The 26,113-nt window shown below is 70.7% G+C and carries 19 protein-coding genes, 1 tRNA gene and 2 pseudogenes; 6 read left to right on the top strand and 16 right to left on the bottom strand.

All coding sequences use genetic code 11. The features are described 5' to 3' along the window. Positions 1-36 precede the first annotated feature (36 nt). Positions 37-1,305 (top strand): winged helix-turn-helix domain-containing protein, encoded by a 1,269-nt coding sequence (locus tag JRG78_RS03240; protein ID WP_259607603.1) that lies wholly within the window; start codon positions 37-39, stop codon positions 1,303-1,305. Between the two features lie 46 nt (positions 1,306-1,351). Here the strand turns inward: JRG78_RS03240 and JRG78_RS03235 are convergent, their stop codons facing one another. Then, on the bottom strand, positions 1,352-1,918 hold the full coding sequence (locus JRG78_RS03235) for a LemA family protein (RefSeq protein WP_259607601.1): 567 nt from the start codon (positions 1,916-1,918) through the stop codon (positions 1,352-1,354). Between the two features lie 87 nt (positions 1,919-2,005). On the opposite strand from JRG78_RS03235, the gene JRG78_RS03230 reads away from it, so the two are divergent. Further along, a tRNA-Leu gene (locus JRG78_RS03230) sits at positions 2,006-2,078 on the top strand. Positions 2,079-2,412: 334 nt separating this feature from the next. Here JRG78_RS03230 and JRG78_RS03225 read toward each other — a convergent pair. The 9 genes from JRG78_RS03225 to JRG78_RS03185 form a co-directional block, all read right to left on the bottom strand. Next, positions 2,413-2,670: a helix-turn-helix domain-containing protein gene (locus JRG78_RS03225; RefSeq protein WP_259607599.1), complete on the bottom strand. Its 258-nt coding sequence runs from the start codon at positions 2,668-2,670 to the stop codon at positions 2,413-2,415. Next, positions 2,671-3,162, bottom strand: a complete 492-nt coding sequence (locus tag JRG78_RS03220) for a DUF2975 domain-containing protein (RefSeq protein ID WP_259607598.1) — start codon at positions 3,160-3,162, stop codon at positions 2,671-2,673. It abuts the gene before it with no gap. 239 nt (positions 3,163-3,401) lie between these two features. After that, positions 3,402-4,904, bottom strand: a complete 1,503-nt coding sequence (locus JRG78_RS03215) for an NAD(P)/FAD-dependent oxidoreductase (protein WP_259608253.1) — start codon at positions 4,902-4,904, stop codon at positions 3,402-3,404. Positions 4,905-4,957: 53 nt separating this feature from the next. Beyond that, complete coding sequence (locus JRG78_RS03210; protein ID WP_259607596.1) at positions 4,958-6,283, bottom strand: S8 family serine peptidase; 1,326 nt, start codon at positions 6,281-6,283, stop codon at positions 4,958-4,960. Beyond that, a complete protein-coding gene (locus JRG78_RS03205) occupies positions 6,280-6,810 on the bottom strand; it encodes a DUF501 domain-containing protein (RefSeq protein WP_259607594.1) in 531 nt (176 codons plus the stop codon). Before JRG78_RS03205 ends, JRG78_RS03210 begins: the two co-directional genes overlap by 4 nt. Before the next feature lie 35 nt (positions 6,811-6,845). After that, positions 6,846-7,418: an FtsB family cell division protein gene (locus JRG78_RS03200; protein WP_259607592.1), complete on the bottom strand. Its 573-nt coding sequence runs from the start codon at positions 7,416-7,418 to the stop codon at positions 6,846-6,848. Positions 7,419-7,482: 64 nt separating this feature from the next. Beyond that, positions 7,483-8,763 carry a phosphopyruvate hydratase gene (gene eno / locus JRG78_RS03195; protein ID WP_259607590.1) on the bottom strand — a complete coding sequence of 427 codons (1,281 nt, stop codon included), beginning with the start codon at positions 8,761-8,763 and terminating at the stop codon, positions 7,483-7,485. Between the two features lie 144 nt (positions 8,764-8,907). After that, positions 8,908-9,576 carry an O-methyltransferase gene (locus tag JRG78_RS03190; protein ID WP_259607588.1) on the bottom strand — a complete coding sequence of 223 codons (669 nt, stop codon included), beginning with the start codon at positions 9,574-9,576 and terminating at the stop codon, positions 8,908-8,910. A 4-nt stretch (positions 9,577-9,580) separates the two neighbouring features. Continuing rightward, positions 9,581-10,567 carry a CPBP family intramembrane glutamic endopeptidase gene (locus tag JRG78_RS03185; RefSeq protein WP_259607586.1) on the bottom strand — a complete coding sequence of 329 codons (987 nt, stop codon included), beginning with the start codon at positions 10,565-10,567 and terminating at the stop codon, positions 9,581-9,583. A gap of 214 nt (positions 10,568-10,781) precedes the next feature. On the opposite strand from JRG78_RS03185, the gene JRG78_RS03180 reads away from it, so the two are divergent. Beyond that, positions 10,782-12,014 carry an APC family permease gene (locus tag JRG78_RS03180; protein WP_259607585.1) on the top strand — a complete coding sequence of 411 codons (1,233 nt, stop codon included), beginning with the start codon at positions 10,782-10,784 and terminating at the stop codon, positions 12,012-12,014. Between the two features lie 141 nt (positions 12,015-12,155). On the opposite strand, the gene JRG78_RS03175 is transcribed toward JRG78_RS03180, so the two are convergent. Next, positions 12,156-12,938 (bottom strand): helix-turn-helix domain-containing protein, encoded by a 783-nt coding sequence (locus tag JRG78_RS03175; RefSeq protein ID WP_259607584.1) that lies wholly within the window; start codon positions 12,936-12,938, stop codon positions 12,156-12,158. An 86-nt stretch (positions 12,939-13,024) separates the two neighbouring features. Here JRG78_RS03175 and JRG78_RS03170 point away from each other — a divergent pair, with 86 nt between their 5' ends. Beyond that, complete coding sequence (locus tag JRG78_RS03170; RefSeq protein ID WP_259607583.1) at positions 13,025-13,540, top strand: VOC family protein; 516 nt, start codon at positions 13,025-13,027, stop codon at positions 13,538-13,540. A 21-nt stretch (positions 13,541-13,561) separates the two neighbouring features. Here the strand turns inward: JRG78_RS03170 and JRG78_RS03165 are convergent, their stop codons facing one another. Further along, positions 13,562-14,833, bottom strand: a complete 1,272-nt coding sequence (locus JRG78_RS03165) for a histidine--tRNA ligase (protein ID WP_259608252.1) — start codon at positions 14,831-14,833, stop codon at positions 13,562-13,564. Between the two features lie 259 nt (positions 14,834-15,092). Between JRG78_RS03165 and JRG78_RS03160 the strand changes: the two genes are divergently transcribed. Next, complete coding sequence (locus JRG78_RS03160) at positions 15,093-16,361, top strand: IS110 family transposase (RefSeq protein WP_239541894.1); 1,269 nt, start codon at positions 15,093-15,095, stop codon at positions 16,359-16,361. Between the two features lie 38 nt (positions 16,362-16,399). Here the strand turns inward: JRG78_RS03160 and JRG78_RS03155 are convergent, their stop codons facing one another. The 3 genes and pseudogenes from JRG78_RS03155 to JRG78_RS03145 all read right to left on the bottom strand — a co-directional run. Beyond that, the gene (locus tag JRG78_RS03155) at positions 16,400-17,062 is read right to left on the bottom strand and encodes a MazG family protein (protein ID WP_259607582.1); all 663 of its coding nucleotides are present in this window, start codon (positions 17,060-17,062) and stop codon (positions 16,400-16,402) included. Positions 17,063-17,072: 10 nt separating this feature from the next. After that, on the bottom strand, positions 17,073-18,239 hold the full coding sequence (locus JRG78_RS03150) for a Na+/H+ antiporter NhaA (RefSeq protein ID WP_259607581.1): 1,167 nt from the start codon (positions 18,237-18,239) through the stop codon (positions 17,073-17,075). Between the two features lie 16 nt (positions 18,240-18,255). Beyond that, a pseudogene (locus JRG78_RS03145) lies at positions 18,256-18,765 on the bottom strand (IS5 family transposase); the annotation flags it as partial. On the opposite strand from JRG78_RS03145, the pseudogene JRG78_RS12670 reads away from it, so the two are divergent. Further along, a pseudogene (locus JRG78_RS12670) lies at positions 18,738-19,584 on the top strand (IS5 family transposase). The pseudogenes JRG78_RS03145 and JRG78_RS12670 overlap by 28 nt on opposite strands. Before the next feature lie 9 nt (positions 19,585-19,593). Here JRG78_RS12670 and JRG78_RS03130 read toward each other — a convergent pair. Next, positions 19,594-26,079: a DUF3320 domain-containing protein gene (locus JRG78_RS03130; protein ID WP_259607577.1), complete on the bottom strand. Its 6,486-nt coding sequence runs from the start codon at positions 26,077-26,079 to the stop codon at positions 19,594-19,596. Between the last annotated feature and the right edge of the window lie 34 nt (positions 26,080-26,113).

Genomic DNA, 26,113 nt, shown 5'->3' with positions numbered 1-26,113 from the left:
CGACCCGGTGTCGGTGCCCGTCGATACCCTGGCGATGTGACCGAGACTCTCAGCGCCGCGGAGGCGCGCCGGATGACCCTGGGCGCGCAGGGCTTCTCGCGGCGGCCGCCCGCCGCGGTGGCATCCCGCCATCTCCATCGCGCCATGGACCGGATGGGCGTGCTGCAGATCGACTCCGTCAACGTCTTCGCCCGTTCCCACTACATGCCGATGTTCTCGCGCCTGGGCGCGTACGACCCGGCGCTGCTGGACCGCCTCTTCCTCGCCGGCCCGACGCACTACGTCGAATACCTGGCGCACGAGGCGGCGTTCATCCCGGTCGGCGACTGGGCGCTGTGGCGGTTCCGCATGGACGACTGGCGAGCGCGGGCGGCGAAGCCCGGGGCGTGGATGCATGCGCACACCCGGACGCTCGACTGGGTCCGTGCCGAGCTGCGGGAACACGGGCCGCTGCGTCCGGCCGACCTCCGCGACGACGCTCCGCGGGAGCGCGGCTCGTGGTGGGACTGGGACGAGGCGAAGGTCGCGCTCGAGCACCTGTGGCGCTGCGGCGACGTGGCGATCGCCGGGCGCAACGGCTTCGAGCGGCGTTACGGCCTCGCGGAGCAGGTGATCCCGGCCGCCGTCCGGTCCCGGGACGTGCCCCGGGCGGATGCCGTGCGCGAGCTGGTCCGCCGGGCCGCACGCGCGTACGGCGTCGCGACCGAGGCCGACCTGGACGACTACCACCGGCTCCGGGACCGGACCGCGGTGCGTGCCGCGATCGCCGACCTCGTGGACGCCGGCGAGCTCGAGCCGGTGCGCGTGCGCGGCTGGGAGCGGTCGGGGCGCCCGCTGCCGGCGTGGCGTCACCGCGAGGCCGCGCTCCCCCGCCGGATCGGCCGGGCGGCGCTGCTGACGCCGTTCGACCCGCTGGTGTGGTTCCGCGACCGGGCGCTGCGCGTGTTCGGGCTGGACTACCGGATCGAGATCTATGTCCCGGCCGAGAAGCGCCGCTACGGGTACTACTCGCTGCCGGTGCTCGCCGGGGACCGGATCGTCGCCCGCGTGGATCTGAAGGCGGACCGCGCGGTGTCGACCCTGCGCGTGCAGTCGGCGTGGTGGGAGCCGCAGGGACGGGACGCGGATGCCGCGGCGATCGCCGGGGAGCTGCTGCGGGCGGCCGGATGGCAGAGACTCGAGCGCATCAGCGTCTCCGGCTGGGGCGACGCGGCCGACGCCGTGGCCCGCGCGCTGCACGGCCGGGACGTGGAGGTGGAGCGGCACACGCATCCGCGGGAGGCGGAGCTGGGCACGGTCGCCTGACAGACGAGGGGGCCCGACGCGCTTCGCGCACCGATCCCCCCGTCTGTCAGAACTGCACGCGCGGCGGTTCGGAGATCGCGCCGTTGTCGGCGACTTCGAAGAACTCCCGCTCGGTGAAACCCAGCCCGCGGGCGAACAGGTTGTTCGGGAAGACCTTGATCTTGGTGTTCAGCTCGCGCACGCCGCCGTTGTAGAAGCGGCGGGCGGCCTGGATCTTGTCCTCGGTGTCGACCAGCGAATGCTGCAGCTGCAGGAAGTTCTGGCTGGCCTGCAGCTGCGGGTAGGCCTCCGCCACCGCGAACAGGCTGCGCAGCGCCTGCTGCAGGTGGCCCTCGGCGACTCCGGCTTCGGCGGGGCCGGTCGCCGACAGCGTCTCGGCGCGAGCGCGTGTGACGCTCTCGAACACCGCCTTCTCGTGGGCGGCGTACCCTCTCACCGTCTCGATGAGGTTGGGGATGAGGTCCGCGCGGCGCTTGAGCTGCACCGTGATGCCGCTCCATGCCTCGTCGACGCGCACGTTCAGCTGCACCAGCGAGTTGTAGGTCGACCACAGATAGACGCCGACGAGCACCAGCACGCCGACGACGATCAGTACCGGCCAGAGCCATTCCATGCGAAGCCCCCTCTGTGGATCACTTCATCCTATGCGGCGGTCCTGCGCGTCGCCTGGGCGACAGGCCCCCTAGGCTGGCAGGTGCACGCCCCCGTAGCCCAACGGCAGAGGCAGGCGACTTAAACTCGCTTCAGTCTGGGTTCGAATCCCAGCGGGGGCACGGTCGGCGGCGCCGCCCGCAGGGCGGTGGCGTCGACCGTTCTCGTGCCTGGGTGAGACGCACGACTCCGGGGTCCCCGCCGGCGGAGGCTCCGCGCGTCGCGCAGCGACGGGTGGAGGGCCGGTGGGGCGGGTTCGAATCCCAGCGGGGGCACGGTCGGCGGCGCCGCCCGCAGGGCGGTGGCGTCGACCGTTCTCGTGCCTGGGTGAGACACACGACTCCGGGGTCCCCGCCGGCGGAGGCTCCGCGCGTCGCGCAGCGACAGGTGGAGGGCCGGTGGGGGCCGGTGGGGCGGGTTCGAATCCCAGCGGGGGCACGGTCCCCGCCGGCGTCCTCAGTCCTCCCGCGCGGCCACGGTCACTTCGCCGCCCCGCTCGCCGGCCGCCTCGTCCGGCTCCCACCGCAGCAGGTCCCCCGGCTGGCACTCCAGCACCCGGCACAGCGCGTCCAGGGTGGAGAACCGCACCGCCTTGGCGCGGCCGTTCTTCAGCACGGCGAGGTTCGCGGGAGTGATCCCGATCCGCTCGGCGAGCGTGCCCACCGACATCTTCCGCCGGGCCAGCATGACGTCGACGTCCACGATGATCGGCACTCAGACCACCTCGTCCAGCTCGGAGCGCAGCGCCCGCGCCTCGGCATCCCGCTCGATCGCCTGCACGAGCAGCCGCCGCATCACGACCACGAGCAGCGCGATGCCGGCGAGCACGAGCGACACGCCGCAGATCAGCCCGACGATGCCCGGGGCGACGTCCCCTGGCGCGAGGAGCGCGGCCAGCGCGAACGCGAGGACGGATGCCGCGGCGATCGCCCCGATGATCACGTCCACGTACCGGAAGGCGGCATGCGAGAACACGGAGCCCCGCCGCACCAGCGTGAGCAGCTGCCAGATGCACACGGCGAACACCTGCATGGTGACCACTCCGAGGGCGAAGATCGCGATCAGCACGGTCTTCTGCACATCGGCGACACCGGCGTCGTCGAGGTCGCGCCACACCGCGAGCAGGATCATCGCCTGCACCACCACCGAGCCGGCCAGCGACAGCGCGATGACCACCCGCAGCGCCAGGATCGTCAGTCTTCCCATATCAGCCCCTCACGTTCGACGATATGTATCTATCGTAACTCGATAGATGACGAAGGTAAGAGGGTTTCGGGGACGCGAAAGAGCGCGCCGGGTCCTGAGGACCGCGGCGCGCTCTTCGGGTCGTGACTTCGGGTCGTGACGGACGCTTCGACAGGCTCAGCGTCCGGCAGGTTCAGCGTCCGGCGAGTTGCGGACGCTTCGACAGGCTCAGCGTCCGGACGGCTCGGCGTCCGGCCGGATCAGGCGCTCGCCTTCTCCGCCGTCTTGACCGAGGCCTTCTTGGCGACCGGCTTCTTCGCGGCGGGCTTCTTGTCCGCGGCATCCTTCTTCGCGGCCGCGGCGCCGGCCTTCGCCGCCGCCGGCTCGGCCTTCGCGGCGGCCGGCTCGGTCTTCGCGGGCGCGGGCGCCGTGGCATCCGCAGCCGGACGCGGACGTGCCGCGAACTCCTCGAAGGCGGCGCGCGGGTGCTGCACGGCCTGCAGGTTCACGATGTCGCGGCCGAGCCACAGGTTGTTCCACCAGCCCCACAGCACGCGCCACTTGCGCTCCCACGACGGCATGGCCAGGCCGTGGTAGCCGCGGTGCGCGATCCAGGCGATGAAACCCTTCAGCGCGATGTCGCCGGACTGGAAGACGCCGTTGTAGAGGCCGAGACCGGCCACGGCGCCGAGGTTCTTGTGGAAGTACTCCTTCGGCTCCTCGCCGCGCAGCACGGCGACGAGGTTCTTGGCGAGCAGCTTGGCCTGGCGCACGGCGTGCTGGGCGTTCGGCACGCAGTAGCCGCCGACGCCGCCGCCGGAGAGGTCCGGCACGGCCGACACGTCGCCGGCCGCCCACGCGCCCTCGACGATCTCGTCCGCGGTGCCGACGCGCAGGTCGGCACGGGTCTGGATCCGGCCGCGCTCCTCGACGGGCAGGTCGCCGCCGCGCACGACGGTCGGGTTGGCCATCACACCGGCAGTCCACACGATCAGGTCGGCCGGGATCACCTCGCCGGTGGAGAGCTCGACGTCGCCGTCGACCGCGCTGGTGACCTGGGTGTCCAGGTGCACGTTCGCGCCGCGCTTGGCGAGGTCCTTCAGCACCCACTCGCTGGTCTTCAGCGAGACCTCCGGCATGATCCGCCCCATCGCCTCGATGAGGTGGAAGTGGGTGTCCTCGAAGGTGAGCTGGGGGTACTTGGAGACGAGGGCGGATGCCAGCGAGCGCAGCTCGGCGAACGCCTCGATGCCGGCGAAGCCGCCACCGACGACGACGACGGTGAGCAGCCGGTCGCGCTCCGGCCCGGCCGGGATGGCGGCCGCCTTGTCGAAGTTCGACAACAGGCGGTCGCGGACGGCGACGGCCTCCTCGATGGTCTTCATCCCGATCGCGTTGTCGGCGATGCCGGGGATCGGGAACGTGCGCGAGACGGCGCCGGCGGTGACGACGATCTGGTCGTACGCGAACTCGTACGGCTCGCCGATCGGGGGCGTGATCGTGGCGACATTGTTGGCGTGGTCGATGCCGGTGACCTTCGCGGTGATGACGTTGGTGCGCTTGAGGTGACGGCGATGCGCGACCACCGCGTGACGCGGCTCGATCGATCCGGCCGCGACCTCGGGCAGGAAGGGCTGGTACGTCATGTAGGGCAGCGGGTCGACCATGGTGACCTCGGCCTCGCCCTTGCGGAGGTGCTTCTCGAGCTTCCAGGCCGTGTAGAAGCCTGCGTAGCCTCCACCGACGATCAGGATCTTCGGCACGGCGTTCTCAGGCACGGCGGTGTTCTGAGGCACAGGGGGACAACTCCTCGTCGTCAGGGTGAAGGCGTGCGACGACCGCGCGCCAGACGGATGCGCCGGGCAGCTGCGGTGACGCCAAGCCCGATCAGGATACCAGGGACCGTGAGTGCTAGAAGCGGGAGGGTACCGTAACGCAGCGACTCAGAGCTCGGCAGCAGGGGCGATCCGGGCTCGCTGGGCGGGTCCGCAGCCGGCAGCGGCGGCACGCTCACGGGCGTCACCTCCGGTTCCGGCTGGGGCTCGGATGCCGCGCGCCGATGCAGCCGGATCCACTCCTCGAGGTCGCCCATCGGGTTCTCCGCGACCGGGGCGACGGACGCCGTCACGGCCGCGTGCACGTCGAGCAGCCCGTAGCCGTAGAGCGGATCGTGCGGCTTCGCGGCGCCGGGGACGGGCGCCGCCGTCCTGATGATCCGGTTGATGACGTTGGCGGCGTCCAGGTCGGGGTGCGCGGAGCGCACGAGCGCCGCCGCACCCGCCACGATGGGGGCGGCGCCGCTGGTGCCGTCCCACTGCACCACCTTGCCGTCCGCGGACATGCCGAGCAGGTCCTCGCTGGGCGCGGAGACGCCGATGGTGAAGCCCTGGGTGGACGCCTCCAGGCTCGCCTTGCCGGCCTGGTCCACCCCGCCGACCGTGAGGACGCCGGGGATGGTGGCGGGAGCGCCGACGATGCCGGTGCCGCTCCCCCGGTTCCCCGCGGCGACCACGACGACCACGTCGTGCTCGAAGGCGTACAGGAACGCCTCGTCCCAGCTCTGATCCCAGTCCAGCGTGTTCGTCGTGAAGGACAGGTTGATCACGTCGGCGCCGTGGTCCACCGACCAGCGCATGGCGTCCGCGACCTGCTCGGTGAACGGGGCCGCCGCGGACGCCCCGAAGCCGAGCGAGATCGACAGCAGCTGCGCCTCGGGGGCCACGCCGATCAGGCCGGTGCCGTCCGGATTGCCGCGGCCGGCGGCGAGGGAGGCCACCCAGGTCCCGTGATTGCTGTTCACGGCGCCGACCGGGGTGCGTCCGTCCTCGGTGCCGCTGCCGGAGAAGTCGGCGCCGTCCGCGACCGCGCCGTCGAAGGTCACCGGGGGCTTGCCGATGCCGGTGTCGATGATCGCGATCGTGGTGCCCTTCCCGCGCGTCACCTGCCACGCGTCGCGGATCCTCGACCCGTCCAGCCAGTACTGCGCGCCCCGCACCGGGTCGGCGCGCTGGTCCGGGATGGGCGGGGTGGGCGTCGGCGCGGGGGTGGCTGATGCGGCTGCCGGGGCGGCCCCGGCCAGGAGCACGGATGCCGCCACCGCCGCGACCGCGACGATGCTGCGCAGCATCCGCCGCGTGATCATCCCGCCTCGTCTCCGCGCGCGGCGCCGGGACGGACGCACGCGCATCGCTCCGGCGACCAGGAGGAGCGGGCGAGGGCGGCGTCGCCGATCGGGTTGACGCCGGGACCGGCGGCGAGCGCGTGACCGGCGAGCGCGTGCAGGCACTTCACCCGCGTCGGCATCCCGCCGGCGGAGATGCCGTCGATCTCGGGCACCTCGCCATAGTGCGACCGGTCGGCCAGGTAAGCCTCGTGCGCGGCGCGGTACGCGTCGGCGATGTCGTCCTGCTCCAGGAGCGCCGCCAGCTCGGGCATGAGCTGGCCGGCCTCGAGGGTGGACATCGCGGCCGTCGCGGCGGGATGCGTGAGGTAGTAGAACGTCGGGAACGGCGTGCCGTCCTCCAGGCGCGGCGCCGTGGCGACCACCGTCGGGTTGCCGCAGACGCAGCGCGCCGCGATGCCGACGACACCGCGCGCGGCGCGGCCGAGCTGCTCGGAGACCACGGAGATCTCGGCGTCGGTCGGGGGCGCGAAGGGCGGTGTCGTCACGTCTCCAGGGTACGGGAGCGCACCTGGAGGAAGGCTCAGCCGGCCGGGGCTTCGACCGCGCTCTGCGCCAGCCCGGCGCCCACGATGCTGCGCAGCAGCTGGGGCATCCAGTCCGAGGGGCGCTCGGCGATCTCGTCGCTGACCGGTGTCTGCGCCCGCGGCAGGTCGGTGGGCTCGAGGTCGTTGTCGATGAGGTAGACGACCTCCCCCGGCCGCACGTAGTACAGCCGCTCCCGGGCCTGCGCGGTGATGTAGGCGGGGTCCTCCCAGCGCTCCTGCTGGTGCTCGAGCGCGGCGATCTCCTCCTTCGTCAGCTGCACGGACTCCTCCAGAGCCGCGATCCGCTGGCGCTGCTCGAGGTAGGTGCCGAGCGTGGGCACCAGCACCCAGGTGCCGAGGATGACGAGGGAGAGCATGATGACGGCGAAGCCGGAGAGCCGGATGCCGCTGGTCCACTCCCGCACGTCGACGTCGCGACGGCGGCCGGATGCCGGCGCAGCGCCGCGGGCGCTGCCGACGGACGTGCGGGCGCGACGTCCCTTCGCCGGCGCGGCCTGTGCGGCACCCGCGCGCGGAGACGGCGAAGGGGGAACCGGGCGTCGTGCCATGGTTCCCCCTTCGTCTCAGCGGATGTCGTCGGGCCGGGCGGCCTGTGCGGGCCCGGCCCGGAGGTCAGCCCTGGAAGCGCGGGAATGCGGAGCGACCGGCGAAGACCGCGGCGTCGCCGAGCTCCTCCTCGATGCGCAGAAGCTGATTGTACTTCGCGACGCGCTCGCTGCGGGCGGGCGCACCGGTCTTGATCTGACCCGAGTTGGTGGCCACGACCAGGTCGGCGATCGTGGTGTCCTCGGTCTCGCCCGAGCGGTGCGAGAGCATCGCGGTGTACCCGGAACGCTGGGCGAGGCTGACCGCGTCCAGGGTCTCCGAGAGGGTGCCGATCTGGTTCACCTTGACCAGCAGCGAGTTGCCGACGCCGCGCCGGATCCCGTCCGCCAGGCGGGCCGGGTTGGTGACGAACAGGTCGTCGCCGACGAGCTGCACCTTGCTGCCCAGCTTCTCGGTGAGGCTCTTCCAGTTGTCCCAGTCGTCCTCGGCGAGGGCGTCCTCGATCGTGACGATCGGGTAGTCGCGCACCAGGCCCTCGTAGTACTCGATCAGCTGGTCGGCCGACCAGTCCTTGTTCTCCAGGCGGTAGACGCCGTCCTTGAAGAACTCGGTCGCGGCGACGTCGAGGCCGAGCGCGATGTCGGTGCCCGGGGTGTAACCGGCCTTCTCGATGGCCTTGATGAGGAAGTCGAGGCCCTCGCGGTTGCTGGGCAGGTCGGGGGCGAAGCCGCCCTCGTCGCCGAGGCCGGTGGCGTAGCCGGCGGCCTTCAGCTCGGCCTTGAGCACGTGGTAGGTCTCCACGCCCCAGCGCAGCGATTCGGCGTAGGTGTCGGCGCCGATCGGGGCGAGGAAGAACTCCTGCATGTCGATGCCGTTGTCGGCGTGCTCGCCGCCGTTGATGACGTTGAACAGCGGCACCGGGAGGACGTGCGCGTTCGGACCGCCCAGGTAGCGGAACAGCGGCAGGTCGGCCGAGTCGGCGGCGGCCTTCGCGACGGCGAGGCTGACGCCGAGGATGGCGTTGGCGCCGACGCGCTTCTTGTTCTCGGTGCCGTCGACCTCGACGAGCACCTCGTCGATGACGCGCTGCTCGCTGGCCTCCAGGCCCTCGATCGCGGGCCCCAGCTCGTCGATGACGGCCTCGACCGCCTTCAGGACGCCCTTGCCCCCGTAGCGGCTCTTGTCGCCGTCGCGGAGCTCGTACGCCTCGAAGGCGCCGGTCGACGCGCCGGACGGGACGGCGGCACGCTGCACGACACCGTCATCGAGGAGCACCTCCACCTCGATGGTCGGGTTTCCGCGCGAGTCCAGGATCTCGCGTGCGCCTACAGCCTCGATCAGTGCCACGTTGTGCTCCTTGTTCAAGAGGGAAGGGAGGGGTGGAGCGGCTTCGGTCCGTGGCACAGTCTAGCGAGGGGTACGGCGGCGGCCGCGGCCGGTGACGGCGGGCGCCGACCTCATCAGCGTGCGGGCGGGGTGGGCGCCCGCTTCTCAGACGACGACGGCGATCGCGACGCCGTCCCAGCCCTTCAGGCCGACCGTCTGCAGCGCGGTGGCGTCGAAGCGGGGATCCTCCCCCAGCATCCGCAGCGCCTGCCTGGTGCCGATGACCTTCGAGTCGGTGCTGCCGGGGTTCACGATCTCACCGTCGCGGCCGATGTTGTCGAGCACGACGACGGTGCCCGGATGCCCGAGCCGGGCCGCCCAGTCCAGGTAGATCGTGTTGGACTCCTTGTCGGCGTCGATGAAGACCAGGTCGAACGGCTCCTCGCCCTGCAGGGTCGGCAGCACGTCCGCGCCCCGCCCGATCCGGATGTCGACGCGGTCGCCGACCCCGGCGGCGTCGATGCTGCGCCGCGCGACGGCGGCGTTGCCGGGCTCCGCCTCGATCGTCACGACCTTGCCGCCCTCGCCCACCGCGCGCGCCATCCAGATGGTCGAGTACCCGCCCAGCGTGCCGATCTCGAGCACCCGGCGGGCGCCGCTGATCCGCACCAGCAGGTTCAGCAGCTTGCCGCTGACCGGGGCGACCTCGATCTCCGGCATCCCCGCCTCCCGCTGCGCGGCGAGCGCGCCTTCCAGGGCGGCGTCCGGTCCGATGAGGATCTCGGCGAGGAAGTCGTCGGCGGCGCGCCAGGTGGAGGGTGTGGATTCAGCCATGCGCTCAGCCAACCCCGCCGGATGCGGTGCGGTCAAGCCTCCGGAGCCGACGGTCCGGAGGCGGGAGGCGCGGTCGGCGGCGGCGCGGTCGGCATGCGCGGCGCCGACGGGCGAGCGCGGGCTGCCGCCGGAACTGCCCGGTCAGCACGAGCACCACCGCGAGGAGGCCGCACACGATCCAGCCGGCCACGCCGAGCGGACCGGCGAGTGCGAGGTCAGGCCGGCCGGCAGCGACGAGGAGGATCAGCCCGCCGGAGGCGTTCAGCGCGCCGTGGGCGAGCACGGCCGGCCACACCGAGCCCGACCGCAGGCGCAGCCAGCCCAGCAGCACGCCCCAGGCGAGGCATCCGCCGATCATGAACAGCACCCCGGTGACGTCGGTGCGGGCGAAGTTGTATCCGAGCAGGATCACCGGGCTGTGCCACACACCCCAGATCACCCCGCTGATCAGCCGCGCCGGCCAGGTGCCGAGCGGCCGCAGCGCCGGGAGCAGCCAGCCCCGCCAGCCGAGCTCCTCCCCGAACGCGAACAGGCTGTTCACCAGCGTGGCGACGGGGATCGAGGCGACCTGGGCGGCGACGAGGACGCCGACCGGCGGCAGCGGCGTGCCGGGCGGAACGGCGCGCTCGAGCTCGCGGGCGAAGGCGCCGAACGTCGGATCCAGCTTCAGGACGCGGAGCGCCACGGCGACGAGGAGGCTCGCCCCGACGACCAGCGGCGGCGCCAGCCATCCGATCACGCTCAGCCACACCACGCGGCGAGCGGGCCGGAGCGGCCACACGCCCAGGAACCGCCCGCGCTCGCCGCGCGGCGGCATCCGGAGCACGAAGGCGACGATCACCGCGGCGAGCGCGGGCGTGAGCATCATCGCCGGCAGCACGGCGGCGGCGATCGGCGCGGCGAGCCCGTCCCCCAGCCACAGCGGCAGCGCGACCAGCCAGGCCAGGCCGCAGGCGAGAACGGTGAACAGGACCACCGCGGTCCAGGGCACGGCGGTGGGAGCCGGAGCGACCCCGGGGCGGCGTACGGCGGCGTCGGTTATGGCGGTCCCTTCCCGGCGGGTCGTGGTCGGTGCCGGATGCGCACCGCGGATCCGCGGGCGCCGGCCTCTCCCATCCTGGCCGGGCCGCCCGGGTCCTCGGGAGCCGACACAGCGCGGACGCCGGGATCCGCCGTCGGGTCACCGCCCGTGCCACGATGGACGGATGCCGCTCGCACGACGTCTCCAGCTGACCGACGCCGTCGCCATCGGGCTGGGCTCGATGATCGGCGCCGGCGTCTTCGCCGTCTGGTCGCCGGCGCTGGGCGCGGCCGGTTCCGGGGTGTTCATCGCCCTCGCGGTCGCGGCGCTGGTGGCCTACTGCAACGCCACCTCCTCCGCGCAGCTTGCGGCCGTGCATCCGGTCTCCGGCGGCACGTACGCGTACGCGCGTGCCGAGATCGGGCCGTGGGCGGGATTCGTGGCGGGCTGGTGCTTCGTGATCGGGAAGATCGCCAGCTGCGCGGCGATGGCGATGACCTTCGCCGCCTATGCGGCGCCGGAGGGCTGGCGGACGCCGGTGGCGGTCGCGGCCGTCGTCGCCCTCACCGCCGTGAACTGCGTCGGCGTCACCCGCACCGCGCTGCTCACCCGCATCCTCGTGGTCTGCTCGCTGCTGGGGCTCGCGGTCGTCGTCGCGGCGGGGCTGACCGCGGCTCCGACCGCGGACCCGGCGCCGCTGCCCGATGCCACGGCGTACGGCGTGCTGCAGGGCGCAGGCCTGCTGTTCTTCGCCTTCGCCGGTTACGCGCGCATCGCCACGATGGGCGAGGAGGTCGTCGACCCGGCCCGCACCATCCCGCGTGCCGTGACGATCGCCCTCGCCGGCGCCCTCGTGGTGTACGCGCTCACCGGGCTGGCCACGACGCTGACGCTCGGGGCGGACGCGATCGGCCGGGCGGCCCCGCTCGCGGACGTGCTCGCCGCGGCGGGCTGGGCTCCGCTCGCCCCGGTGGTGCGGATCGCGGCGGCGACGGCGTCCCTGGGCGCCCTGCTGGCGCTGCTGACCGGGATCGGCCGCACCACGCTCGCCATGGCGCGGGAGGCCGACCTGCCCCGGTTCCTGGCGGGGGTGGACGAGCGGTGGCACGTGCCGCGCCGGGCCGAGATCGCGATCGGGGCCGTCGTCGTCGCGATCGTCCTGGTCGCCGACCTGCGCGGCGCGATCGGGTTCTCCTCGTTCGGCGTGCTGCTGTACTACCTGCTCGCGAACGCGTCGGCGTTCCGGCAGGAGGGCGGGGCCCGCCGCTACCCGCGGGCGCTGCAGCTGGTCGGCGCGGTCGGATGCCTGGTGCTGGTGAGCACGCTGCCGCCGCTGGCGTCGCTGGTCGGCACGGGCGTGGTGCTCGTCGGCGTGCTGTACCGGGCGGCGCGGCTGCGCCTCTCCCACCGCCCGTGAGACGCCGTTGACCCCCGGGTCGGGACGAGACTTCTGGTCTGGCGTGAGACAGGTCCTCCTGCGTGGGACGCGCCGCCGTTCGTGCCGTCTCGCGCGGTCGCAGAAGTCTCGTGCCAGGGGCGTGCCAGGGTCGCGCCAGGGTCAGGTGCCGGCGAGGCGGGCGCGGTACTCGGAGGGCGCGAAGCCGAGCACGGCGCGGAACTCACGGGCGAGATGGGCGTGGTCGGCATACCCGAACTCCGCGGCGATCGATGCGAGATCGGCCGCCGGGTCGTTCCGCACGCGCTCGGCGGCCTCCTGCAGACGACGGCGGCGGATCATCGCCGCGGGCGGCAGGCCCACGAAGCGGTGGGCCATCCGCTGCAGGGTGCGCACCGACACGGCCAGCCGCGCCGCCGCCTGCTCCGGCGTGCGGACCTCGGGGTCCCCCATCAGCAGGTCGGCCATCGCGTTCGCATGCGCGGCGACCTCGTCCTGGTCCCCCACGTGCTCGGCCAGCCACGCGGCGAACGCCGACACGGCGCGCTCGTGCCTCCGGGGTCCGCTCGCCATCGCCCGCGCGACGGATGCCTGCAGCTCGGGGGCCGGGTAGGTCGTCTCCCGGTCGCGCAGCGACGCCGGGTCGTCGATCAGGCGGGCCACGGCCGCCGGTCGCAGCAGGGCGCCGACCGCCCAGCCGCGTCCGCGCAGCTCGCGGATTCCGGCCCGGGTCGTTGCGCCGCAGAGTGTGACGGCCGCGCCTTCGACGACGAGGTTGAGCGCGGGATAGCCGACGATCGCCTGCGGCGACACCTCCCCGGGGGCGAGATCCCATTCCGGGATCCAGAACCAGGCGGCCGCGTGCGCGACCGATGGCGGTGCGGGCAGGCGGCGGAAGTCGGGGAGCCGGCGGGGGAAGAGGATGCCGCGGGTGGGCTCGACCATGGCTCCAGCCTACGAGGCCGGCATGCCCAGGCATCCTGGCGCGAATCTTCAAGCCGGCGGAGGGAGCGATCCGTACCGTCGGACCCATGGAAGACACACGGACGACCGGCGTGACCGGTCAGCACACGACCGACGGCAGGCCGAACTCGGCGACGTCGCTGACCCCGTTCCTCGCGATCCCGGATGCCGCGGGCGCGATCGCGTTCTACCGCGACGTGTTCGGCGCCCGGGTCGTGGACGTGACCGAGTTCGGCGGCTCGATCGCGCACGCCGACCTGGACTTCGGCCTGGGCCGGCTGCAGCTGGGCGAGCCCAGCCCCCAGTACCGCCTCGTGCCGCCGCCGGCCGGCGAGGACGACTGCTACTCGATCGGCCTGTACGTGCCCGACGTGGACGCGGTGGTGGAACGCGCAATCGCGGCCGGCGCGGTGGTGCGGGAGGCGCCGTCCGCCTTCGTCTCCGGCGATCGCTACGCCAGCATCCGCGACCCGTTCGGGGTGCGCTGGTCGATCATGACCCGCGTCGAGGACCTCTCCGACGAGGAGAGCGCGCGCCGCGTGGCCGAGTGGGCGGCGTCGTTCGCGGAGGCCCCCGGCTCCTGACGGGCGGGCCGCGACCGCCCGTCACATCAGCGGCTTGACCTCGGCGGTCCCGGGGGCGTCGCCGGCGCGCACGGAGGCGAAGGCGGTGTACCCGTCGGCGGCGGCGCGCTCGAGCAGGCCCTTGAGGTTCTTCGTGCGGCGCTCCAGCCGCACCCGCCCGCCGGACGGCAGCGAGCGTAGCACGGCGGTCTTGTGCGCGATCAGCTCCCCGACCGGGACGTCGGCGTCGTGCACGAGGACGACCGCCGGCGCGGCATCCGTCTCCCGCTCGGCGACGAGGTCGACGATGCGCTCGAAACCGATCGAGAAGCCGACGGCGGGCACCTGCTGACCGAGGAAGCGGCCGATCATGCCGTCGTAGCGGCCGCCGCCGCCCAGCGAGTAGCCGACCGAGGGGTGTGCGAGCTCGAAGATGGTCCCCGTGTAGTAGCCCATGCCGCGCACCAGGAACGGGTCGAACACGAGGGCGTCGCCGGCATCGTCGGATGCTCGGGCCGCGGCGACCGCGTCGCCGAGGGCCACGAGGTGACCGACGATCTCCTCGGGGGCGCCCTCCGGCAGGGCGGTGCGGATCTGCCGTTCGCCGTACGGGTGGTGCTCCATCGTCCGCGGGCGGGTGAGGAACGCGGAGAACGCGTCCACGGCATCCGGGGTCGCATCGCGGTCGCGCAGCTCGGCCGTCACGCCCTCCGGGCCGATCTTGTCGAGCTTGTCGATGGTGATCAGCACCCCGGGCCGCTCGGCCTCGGCGAAGCCGAACGACCCCAGCATCCAGTCCAGCACCCGGCGATCGTTGACCCGGACCGTGCCGCCCTCGAGCCCGAGCGCGTCCAGGGTGTCCAGGGAGGCGGCGATCAGCTCGGCCTCGGCGCGGGCGGTGTCGTCGCCCATGATGTCGATGTCGCACTGCACGAACTGGCGGTAGCGGCCCTTCTGCGGGCGCTCGGCGCGCCAGACCGGGCCGATCTGGATCGACCGGAAGACGCCGGGCAGCTGGCCGCGGTTGCTCGCGTAGAAGCGCGCCAGCGGCACCGTGAGGTCGTAGCGCAGACCGAGGTCGGACAGCGCGGCGGGGTCGTCGGCGGCGGCGCGGATGGCGTCGGCGTCGAGCCCGCGGCGGAGGATGTTGTACGACAGCTTCTCGTTGTCGCCGCCGATCCCGGCGTGCAGCCGGTCGTACTCCTCGACGACGGGCGTCTCGATCTCGTCGAAGCCGTGCGCGCGGTAGCGCTCGCGGATGACGGCGAGCACGCGCTCGCGACGGGCCTTGTCAGCGGGGAGGAAGTCGCGCATGCCGCGCGGCGGGTTCACGGTTGCCACCCGTCCATCTTCCCAGGTCGGAGCGAACCCTCCCGACTCCGTCCGCCCCCGTTACTTTCTTCGTGACCCGCTCGGCGGCCATGCTGGGCGGTGACGGCCTGCCGGGCCCGGCATGATTGCTGCCCCCTGTCCTCGATGATCCGGGGGGGGTGTTGTCACCGGGCCTGGTTGGCGGTGTGTGATCGCTGATAGGGGCTGGACCCGAGCATGCTCGAGGCCGTTCGTAACGTGGATGCCGAGACGCGCCGCCGCGGACGCCGTCACGAGTGAAGCGGAGGACGAAGTGGTCACCAGCATCGACAGATACGACGAGGTCGACGTGTTCGTTGGGCTCGACGTCGGCAAGGGCGAGCATCACGCGGTCGCGCTCGACCGGGAAGCCAAGCGACTATTCGACCGAGCACTCCCGAACGACGAGCGCCAATTGCGGGCGGTGATCGACCAGCTCGCCTCGCATGGCGTGGTGCTGCTGGTCGTAGATCAACCCGCGACGATCGGTGCACTCCCGGTCGCGGTCGCGCAAGCCGCAGGTGCTCTCGTCGGTTACCTGCCGGGGTTGGCGATGCGGCGCATCGCGGATCTGCATCCCGGTGAGGCGAAGACCGACGCGAGAGACGCGGCGATCATCGCCGAAACGGCCCGCACCATGCCGCACACGCTCCGGTCGATCCAGGTCGCCGACGAGAAGGTCGCGGAGCTGAGCATGCTCTGCGGGTTCGACGACGACCTCGCCGGTCAGATCGTCCAGGTCTCCAACCGGATCAGGGGTCTGCTCACCCAAATCCACCCGGCGCTGGAACGCGTGCTCGGGCCGCGGCTGGATCACCCCGCGATCCTGGACCTGCTGCAGCGCTACCCGTCGCCGGCGGCGATGAAGACTGCGGGTGAGAAGCGGCTAGGGAACCGGCTGCTGAAGAACGCGCCCCGCAAAGGTCGTGTCTGGGCGGCAGAGATCATGACCGCGCTCGGCGAGCAGACCGTCGTGGTGACCGGCACCGACGCCGCCGCGCTGGTGCTCCCCAGGCTCGCAGAGCAGCTCCAGGCGTTGCGACGGCAGCGTGATGAGATCGCCATCGAGGTCGAGAAGATCGTCGACGCTCACCCTCTTCAACCGGTCCTGACGAGCATGCCCGGAGTCGGCGTCAGGACCGCAGCCCGGCTCCTCACCGAAGTCACCACCAAGACCTTCGCCACTGCCGGGCACCTCGCCGCCTACGCCGGCCTCGCACCCGTGACCCGACGATCCGGCACCTCGATCCGCGGCGAGCATCCCTCCCGGCGCGGGAACAAGATCCTGAAACGGACCATGTTCCTCTCCGCGTTCGCCGCACTCCGAGACCCCGAATCACGCGCCTACTACGACCGCAAGATCGCCCAAGGCAAACGCCACAACCAGGCCCTCATCGCCCTAGCTCGACGCCGCTCCGACGTCCTCTACGCCATGCTCCGCGACGGCACCCTCTACCAACCGCGACCAGCCCAACCCGCCCTCGCCGCTTGACAGAGGACATAGGGGCATTCCCCCGGTGAAAGCGGTGGTCAGGGGTGCTCGGCGGCGCGCACCTCGTCTTCGAGGCGGCGGAGGCGCTCGCGGAGGGCGCGTTCGGCGTCCCAGCCGTGCAGGTGCGCCTGGGCGACCAGCGCGAGCAGCGCGTCGCCCAGTTCGGCTTCCGTGGCGGGGGCGTGGGTCTCGGTGGGGGCGGCGACGACGGGTGCGGCGCGGCCGAGGAGCTTCTGGGCCAGGGCGAGCGCCGGCATGCCCCGCGGCACGCCGTCCAGCACACTGCGCCGCTCGCGCTTCTCCGCCGCCTTCGCCGCGTTCCAGTGCACGAGCACCTCCTCGGGCGTCGTCGCCACGGCATCCGCGAACACGTGCGGATGCCGTCGCACCATCTTCTCGGTGAGCCCGCGCGCCACGTCGTCGATGTCGAACGGCGCGTCCGGGTCCTGCGCGGCGATCGCCGCGTGGAACAGCACCTGCCAGAGCAGGTCGCCGAGTTCCTCGCGCAGCTCGTCCCTGGTTCCGGCCTCGACCGCATCGATCACCTCGTGCGCCTCCTCGACGAGGTACGGGACGAGGTCGCGGTGCGTGATCCGCTGCGACCAGACGCAGCGTTCGCGCACCGCACGCATCGTCTCCGCCGCTGCGCGCAGCGGGTCGGCGACGGCCGGCGGATCGGTCTCCGGACGCGATGCGGTCATGCCGCCCTCCTCACTCCGCCGCGGCGGCGACCCGGCGGTACCAGTGCGCGCGCAGCGAGACGAACACGCCCGACAGTGCGAGCGCGACCAGGGATCCACCGAGCACCCCGAGGATCGCCTGATCGCGGATCGCGGCGTCATCCGCGAAGGCGAGGTTCGCCAGCAGCAGCGACACCGTGAAGCCGATGCCGCCGAGCGCGCCGGCGGCGAGCAGATCGGGGAACACCAGGGCGGGTGCCGTGCCGCGCGGCCGGATCTGCATGCTCAGCCAGCCGAACAGGCCGATGCCGATGATCTTGCCGACCGGCAGTGCCACGAGGATCGCCCAGAACGCCGGCGACAGCTCCCGCGGCGAGACGGCGGGGATCACGACGAACGCGGCGACGAACGCGAACACGGGCAGGATGAACCCGTTCACCGTCGGCTCCAGTGCGTGCCGCACCCGCTCGGCCGGCACCGGTGCCATCACCAGCCCGAGCATCACGCCCGCGATCGTGGCGTGGATGCCGGAGGCGGCGACGAGCCCCCAGGTGAGCACTCCGACCACGCCCATGGCGATGGCGATGCCGATGTGCCCGGACGCGTGCAGCCAGCGGCTCAGCAGCCAGAACACGGCGACCGCGGCCAGGGCGAGCAGGAACGCCGCCACGTTCACGTCGCGCGCGAACAGCACGGCGATGAACACGATGCCGATGATGTCGTCGAGGATGGCCAGGGCGAGCAGGAACACCCGCACCCCGGACGGCAGGCCGCGGCCGAACATGGCCAGCACCCCGAGCGCGAACGCGATGTCGGTGGCGGTCGGGATCGGCCAGCCCGCCCGCGTCTCCGCGCCGCCCGCGATGAGCAGGTACAGCGCGATCGGCACGATCACGCCGCCGGTCGCGGCGATTGCCGGCTGCACGGCCTTGCGCACCGAGTTCAGCTCGCCGTGGGTGAGCTCGTGCCGCAGCTCGATCGCGACCACCAGGAAGAAGATCGCCAGCAGTCCGTCGGACACCCAGTGCGCCACGGACAGGTCCAGGTCGGTGCCGGGGACGGCGAGGTGGGTGTGCAGGATGCCCGCGAGGGCATCGTGCGTCGGGAGGTTGGCCAGGAGCAGCCCGAGGCCCGCCGCGGCGAGCAGGAGGACGGCGGGGAACTGCTGACCGCGAAGGGGGTTGGCCGAGATGCGCATCCCCTCCATGCTAGGCCTAGGGCGTGTCTCCTAACCGTTTGAGCCAGAGGGTGATGGCTCGTAGGACGGCGCCGCCGCGGTAGGTGAGCGCGAGTTTGTCGTAGCGCGTCGCGAGGCCGCGCCACTGCTTGTCTTCGTTGAAGCCGCGCTCGACGACGTTGCGGCCCTTGTAATCCTCGATGTCGTAGCTGACCGGTCGGCCGCCACGGGAGCCGCGTCGTTTCCGGTTTCCTTGCTGGTCGGACGGCTCGGGGATCACGGCGACGATGCCACGATCGCGCAGATGGGTGCGGATCGCGCGCGACGAGTACGCCTTATCGGCGCGGACCCGCTCCGGTCGGGTGCGTGGTCTGCCCGGGCCGACCCGGGCGACGCTGAGGTGATCCATGAGCACCGGGAACATCGGCGCATCCCCGGCCTGACCGGGACCCACGAGCACGACCAGCGGAAGCCCGCGCCCGTCGACGAGGTGATGGATCTTCGTGCTCAAACCACCCCGTGACCGGCCAATGGGAGCTGATCCGGGACGTGTTCCCGCCGGTGAGGACACGGGGCCGTCCTCCGGTGGATCGGCGCACGGTGGTCGAGGCGACCGCGTGGCGGTTCCGCACGGGATCGGCGTGGCGAGACCTGCCCGACCGGTTCGGGAGCTGGAACACGATCTATAAGAACTTCCGCCGGTGGGCGAGCGACGGCGTCTGGGAGGACCTGCTCACCCACGTGCAGAAGCGGGCGTCGCTCGCTGGCGAGATCGACTGGGTCGTGTCGGTGGATTCCTCGATCGCGCGTGTCCATCAGCATGGCGCGACCTTGCCCCGGGTCACAGGGGGATCCGTCGAACTACAAGAAGTCCGGGCCAGAGCCTCCTGACCACGCGATCGGCCGGTCACGGGGTGGTTTGACGACGAAGATCCATCTCGTCTGCGACGGGAAGGCCCGGGCGCTGGCGTTCGTCCTCACTGGCGGGCAGGTCGCAGACACGAGCATGTTCACCTGCGTACTCGACGAGATCCACATCCCCGGCCGAGGGCCTGTGCGCACGAGGCCGGACCGGGTGCTCGCGGACAAGGGCTACCCGTCGAAGAGGAACCGGGCCTGGCTGCGCGAGCGCGGCGTCAAGGCCACGATCCCCGAACGCGACGACCAGATCGCGCACCGTCGCAAGCGTCCGGGCCGTCCGATCGACTTCGGCGATGAGCAACGGGAGCGCCACAAGGGCCGCAACGTCGTCGAGCGGTGCTTCAACTTCGTGAAGCAGTGGCGCGGACTCGCTTCCCGCTACGACAAGACCGCCCGGTCATACGCGGCAGGGATCTGCCTCTCCGCCGCTCTGCAATGGATTTAGCAACACGTCCTAATGCACTCGGACCGCCCGGAAGAGGCCGCGCCCGTCGCGCTCGATACGCCCGGTGTCCAGCCCCCGCTGAATGCCGGCGTCCAGACGTGCGGAAACTCCCTCCGTCATTCGCTTGCCGCCGAACAACGCGAGGGCCTGGCGCTTGAGCTCGTCCTCGCTCATGCCGCCCCCCAACTCGGCCACCACAGCCATCGCGTTCGCGATCTCGACGAGCGAAACATGCTCGAGGTTTCGCCCGCCTCCCGGCTCGCTGCGACGCACATCCCGCCACTCGAGTGGGTCGATCCCCCCGGGCCATGCGGACCATTGGTCGGTGGTACGCATGAACTCCTGCGGCAGGCACCGCAGGATCGCTTCGGTGCGTCCAGACGCGACACGAGCGAGGCCGAAGGATTCGGCGACGAGCCGAGCCAACCGCGTTTTGTGGATGGGCCCCTCCTGCTGAATGATCTCGCTCATCACAGCACGAACCTTGTTCACCGCAACGGGGTCTGGCAGGCGATCAAGCGTGTCCTTCGTCCCGACACGGCGTGGTTCCCACTCGGCGTACTGGCGCAGGTGAGGATGCCGAAGGCCGTTCTCCGTGGACTCGCTCGTCTTCTGCGCGGGCTTAGCGCGAAGCGTCATCGAATCCTCGACGGGCGCCGGCTCGGGGTTCCTCTCGGCGATGTTTACGTTGGACTCAGCCCGCGCGGGCGGGTCCGTCTTCGCGTTCCTCAGTGCTTCGCCGGCTTTCAACACTGCATTCGCAAGACGCGCGAGCGTCTCGTCGCGCTGCTGGAGCCACTCCGGAAGCCACACTCGTTCGACGCCAGGCCACTTCATGAGCCCCTTCAGCACGTCGACAGGGAGCCCGTCGCGATCCGCCACCGTACGACGTGCACGCCAGTTCTCACCGTCGAGGAGCACCGCAACAAGCGGCTGCTGCGGCTCAGTCGCGTCCGCGATCGAGATATCAACGCGGAAGTCAGACAACCCGACGTCGGTCTGCACGGCGAATCCCCGGTAGCGCAGTTCGTCCGCGATCTCGTCCCGGTGGCGATCGATCAACCGTTCTCGCTGTGCGCTGTCCGTCGCCGACTCAACGCCGGAGGCGGCAAGCTCGAGATAGCCCTTCAGGTGCTTGATTCCGACCGACGCGGTCTCCTCGGCACGCAGTTCCGAGGGATCGAAGCTCGCAAAGAGGATCACCTGGCGACGCGCACGGGTGATCGCGACATTGAGGCGTCGCTCACCGCCGGCACGCGAAAGCGGCCCGAAGTTGAGCGGGATGATGCCGCGATCATTTGCGCTGAACGCGACCGAGAACAGAATGGTGTCCCGTTCGTCGCCCTGCACGTTCTCGAGGTTCTTCACGAACAGTCCGTCGCGTTCATCGAGCGCCTGCGCGATCCTAGCGTCGGGCGCCTCCCTGAGGAGCGTCTCGATCAAGGCGCGCTGCTGAGCGTTGAAGGTGATGATCCCCAGGGACGGGGTCGCGTCCGGCGAGGCCTGGAATCGCTGTTCGACTTCTCGAACGATGGCCTCCGCCTCCACGCGGTTGGTCCGAAGCTCCTTTCCTCGACCGGAGCGGTTGAATCGACCATCGACTCGAACGAGCGAGATTCCATGGTCGGGGTCGCCAACCGCGTCGTTCGCGGGCCAAGGTGCGGGGAACGACGAGAGCCGGCTGTCGTAGTAGGCGTGGTTGCTGAAGGCGATGAGCGCCTCGTCCTGACTCCGGTAGTGCCATGACAGCCACTGACGAGGGAGGCGCGCCTGCACGCATTCGGTCAGGATCGATTCCTCGTCGGCCACGACGTCCGCGCCGGAGGAAACGTCGGCATCGATGTCGCTGCTCGCTTCGGCGAAACTGGACGGCGGCATCTGCTTACTGTCACCTACAACTACGACCGACGAGCCTCGCCCCATGGCACCGACAGCATCCGCCACTCGGATCTGGGAAGCCTCGTCGAAGACGACGATGTCGAACATCCGCGCCTTCGCCGGAAAGAAGCGTGCCACCGATTCGGGACTCATGAGCACACACGGCGCGATCTGCGTAATGAGGTCGCCGTAGTTCTCGAAGAGCGCACGGACGCTCATGCCTCCGCGCTGCCGCGCGAGCTGGCGCTTCAGCTCCCCCATCATGCCGCCCTCGTAGGTCGGATCAATCCTGCGCTTCGCGATGATCTCAGCCGGAATCCACTTGGGGAGCGCGTCCCGGATGGCGGCGGCACTCGACGTGAACCTGTCGATGGTGCGGTTGTGAGCCGGGACGTCGAATGCGGCCATCGCCTGCGAATCCGCCCGTTCCGAGATGGAGGCCAGCGCTACGCCTTTGTCGAAGGCAAGGGTGGCGAGATCCGCCGGGATCCGCCCGGTGAGTAGCGCAGTGTGGGCATCCACCAAGCCGAAGCGAAGCAGGGGCGCGAGATGCCGCTGGAATGCGACCCAACGCTCGAGGGAGACCGGCTCGGTCGTCGCCAGGTTGCGTGGCCCGGCTGTCGCACGCCACATTTCGAAGAACGGTTTGTCCCCGGCCCACGCAGACAGCACCGCACAGCCTTCTTCCTCAGTGCCGACGACACCACTCGCCGCACAGAGTGCACGCCATGCGGCCGCGAGCCTGGTTAGAGCTTCCGCGAACGCCGAGTCGGTGGGAGTCGCCGCGTAGTACCGGCGAAGGGCGTCTCGCAGCTCGGCGTCGGCGTCAGCTGCCGAGAGCTGTGTACCGAGCCACACCACCCATCCGAGCGTGGCCTTCGCGGGGTCAATGCCTTCGCGGAGGTACGGGTTCCAGTCAGTAGTCACCAGTGGTAGCGGGAGTGCTAGCAGCGCTGCACGCAACGAAGCGATCTCGTCCGCAGTGCGGGCCACTTCTGCCGTCAACGGTGTCACCTCCCGAGCGGGGAAGCTTCGCGCGTCGGCGCGCAACGCCGCCCCGAACCCGGCGAGTGCTGCACGCTGCCGCTTGCGGCGCCCGAAGAAGCCTGAGGCAGCGGCTTCCACCGCCGACTGGTGCACTGCGTGCACATCGCCATCGAGGGCCTCGGGTCCTACTGAAGCGAACCAGGGCCGCTCGACGGCACTCGCATCGAGCCGTTCCTGCAGCGCGGCGATCTCCCCTGCCCTGTTACGGGCATAGATGTCGTCGACGGCGTCGAGCGGGAAGCGGGGCGCATTCGCAAGCGAAGCCCAACGATCGAGAGCGCTCGGCGTGGATGCGAGCGCCAACAATCCGAGGTCAACCTGCCGTCCGAGCACGTCGGAAAGCGCAGCGTCGAAGTCACGGGCGGCGGCGTGAAGTTCTTTCGTGTCGATCGTGTCGGCAGCTTCAGCCGTCACGAAGCCCCATGGATGCACCGGTGCAGGGTGAGCGAGGTCCGCGGTTTCAGGAAGCGTCCGCAGGGTGTCTCGCAGGCTGTCGAACTGTTCCTCTGATGCCGTCGCGACGAACGTCGCGGGGATCGCGAGCGGGTCGATATCCTCGGCTGATGCGAGCAGCTGAGCGCGAGCGGAGTACAACGACAGGCCGGCGGCGTTCGGTTCATGGAGTCGCTGCGCGTACCGCTTAAGCGATCCGCGACTGGTTGCGGCGGTCTCCGTCTCGGCCTTGAGTGCGGCTGCGTCCGGCCGGACAACAGCGTCGATCGCCGCACGGATCTGCGCCCGCACGGCTGCCGGCCGCGCTCCCTTGTCGTGCAGGTCGAGCGAGAAGGGGCCGAGGCCGACCGCATCCAACCTGCTCTTGACGACGTCGAGGGCCGCCCGCTTCTCGGCGACGAACAACACACGCTTGCCGTTGGCGAGCGAGTGCGCCAGCAGGTTCGTGATGGTCTGCGACTTGCCGGTTCCCGGGGGCCCCTCGAGGACGAAGGTGCGGCCCGCTGACGCCTCGGCGACCGCCTCAAGCTGAGAGGAATCAGCGGGAACGGGGACGGCGTTGCTGAGCGCGTCGAGATCGACATCGGTCGGAGCCGGGACGGGGTCGACGAACTCCGCGGTCGGGGTGTGGATGAGATGGTTCACGAGCGGGTTGGCTCCGAACTCGGCCCAGTTCTCGTCGAGGTCTTTCCAGAGTCGATACTTCGCGAACTGCAGAATCGACAGGTCCACGGTGTCTTCGACGGTGAACGGGAGCCGCGCGGCAGCGAGTGCTTGCCTCGTTGCCGCGAACGCTGCCGGAAGGTCGATGCCCGAATCGTCCTTCACCGGATTGGCGAGCCCCGGGATGTCGAGCCCGAAGCTCAGCCGGAGCTTCTCGAGGAGACAATAGTTCGGCGTGGACTCCCCCGCCTCGTCGATGCTGAGACGGAACACTTTCCCGCCCCCGGCCGACTCGAGGGTCACCGGAACGAGTACGAGCGGGGAGCGGAGCTCACGGTCGTTGAACGTCCACCGCAGCATTCCGAACGCGAGATACAGATTGTTGGCGCCGGTCTCCTCGACGATCGTCCGCGCCTTGTAGGCGAGGGCTCGCAGTCGAGGGATGTAGGTCGCTTCGGTGACGCCGACGAAGACCTGCTTCCGCTCAGCGAGCATGCCTGCCCGGGCCGTTTCCGGGAGATCCTGTCCGTACCGGATTCCCCGGCTGCCGTCGACGGTGGGGATGCGATCGTTCGGCACGAGGGTGATCGAAGTGCCGTTGTTCACCAAGTCTTCGAACGCGGCCAGGGATGGCTGCGGCACCGCGAGTGGGTAACCGGACTTGTCGCCGTAGTTGATGAGCCTGTTACGCAGGCTCAGATCGAGAAGAGCGTTCTTCCACTGCGCAACGCGGGGAGGGAGATCCTTGGCGGTCCCGCCCGCGATCGCCTCTGCGGACGGCGCATAGTGCAATGCTTCCGGGGACGGGGCGACTTTGTACTCGACGACCTGCACGTCGCCCGCTTCGCCCACGACCCGACTGGGTAGCGGGTATATCCGCGCCAGCCGAGCCTGCTTGACATCGGTGATGCCGAGCACCGCCGAGGCATCACCGGCGAGCGTGGTGGTGTGATGGTGACGTCGAGCCTCGGCGAACGGCTTCGAGCTCGTGCCTCCGGTCATGAATGTCGTCTCGACGACTTCGATCTGGCCGATGCCGACGTAGTTGATGGCTTCCGATGGGTCCATCTGAGCGGGTCCGTCGAGGCTCGCGTCGTCTCGCCAGTACCCGAGGAAGATGTGGCCGGGGAGCAGCCACAGCGTCGAATTGATCCCTGCTTCTTCGAGCGCCGCGGCGAGGGTGACAGTCGTATCGAGACAGGTACCGAGTCGTCCCTCGAGCACCTCGGCGGGGGTCCGCACCTTCTGCCCGTCGAGTCCCCAGCTCGCAGGGGGTTCGGCGTAGCGGATGTCCCGAGCTCGCATGGCTTCGTAGACCGCCTCGACAATCGCGTCCACCCGCTCGCGGGAACCTTGCTGGTAGCCGTCGAGATCCGGGACACCCGTCTTCGCTTGGAGCAGGTCGGATGCTTCGACCAGAACCGGTGCGATGGCGGGCGAGTTTGGCTGCACGAAGGAGGCGAGCAGCTCGAGACCGAGTTGCGGCGGATTGGCCCGCCACTGGTTCGCCGCCAGAACCTCCACTTCCACGTCCTGATACGCGATGACGGCACCGGCCGGATCACGCAGGCTGACGCGGACGACACCTTGCGTCGGATGCTCGACGTTCAGCATCCGTGCCGGATCGAGTACGAGATCGGCGTTCCGCAGGATGACGGGGCGGTTTCCGTCGAGATCGATGATGACGACCTTGGGGTCGCCGAGCGACCCGAGCCCGCAGATCGCCTCGACCTCCACGGAGGCTCCGCGGAGTTCCTCGCCCTGATAGTCGATCGTCACTTCGTCGACGATCGCGATCGCGTTTCGCGCGTGCGCGTAGCTGAGGACCGGGAGAGAACTCACCGAGATGCGCGCGGTGGGCCCGCCCACGGCAGGGGCCGACGTCGGGAACGGCTGAGCTGGCGCGCCTTGCTCCGGCTCAGCTGCCTGGGACCCCTTGGCCGGGGGCGGAACGACCCTCTGGTCCGATGCGGCCTCGACGACGGGGGCGAACGACGTCCCGCTCTCCGCTGCCATGGCGGCGATGGTCGCGGTCTTGAGTTCACCCACCCGTGCGGCTGACTCATCGGCCTGCAGCGCTTGCAGCAGGATCTCCGCGCAATCGAGTGCACGGTAGACCTCAGCGGTGGAGAACACCTCGTTGTGCGCCCACTTGTTCCGGATGGTGCGCAGCTCGCTCGCACAGTTCTGGGCCTGGCGGCTGAGAACCCCTGCGAACGGGTAGCCGATCGAGCCAAACGACTCCGTGAACGCGCGAAGGATCAGCGTAAGGTCCCTCGGGTTGTAGCGGGCGTAGGCACGGCCGACCTGCCGGTCCTTGCGCTCGACGATGTCGGTCCAATTGGCGACGGCCGGCGCAAGCTCGTGGAATCGCGCAGCGACGTGCGGTTCCAGCCCCTCACTCAAGATGAGGAGCACCTTCTCGATCTGCGATCGCGCATCAAACTTGGACATTGCGCTCCTTGTTGAATCTGGGCACGGCGCTGCC

It is taken from the genome of Microbacterium sp. EF45047 (genome assembly GCF_028472845.1).
Lineage (GTDB): Bacteria > Actinomycetota > Actinomycetes > Actinomycetales > Microbacteriaceae > Microbacterium > Microbacterium neungamense.
Note: the sequence above shows the minus strand (reverse complement) of the source record. Positions and strands in the feature narration are given on the sequence as shown.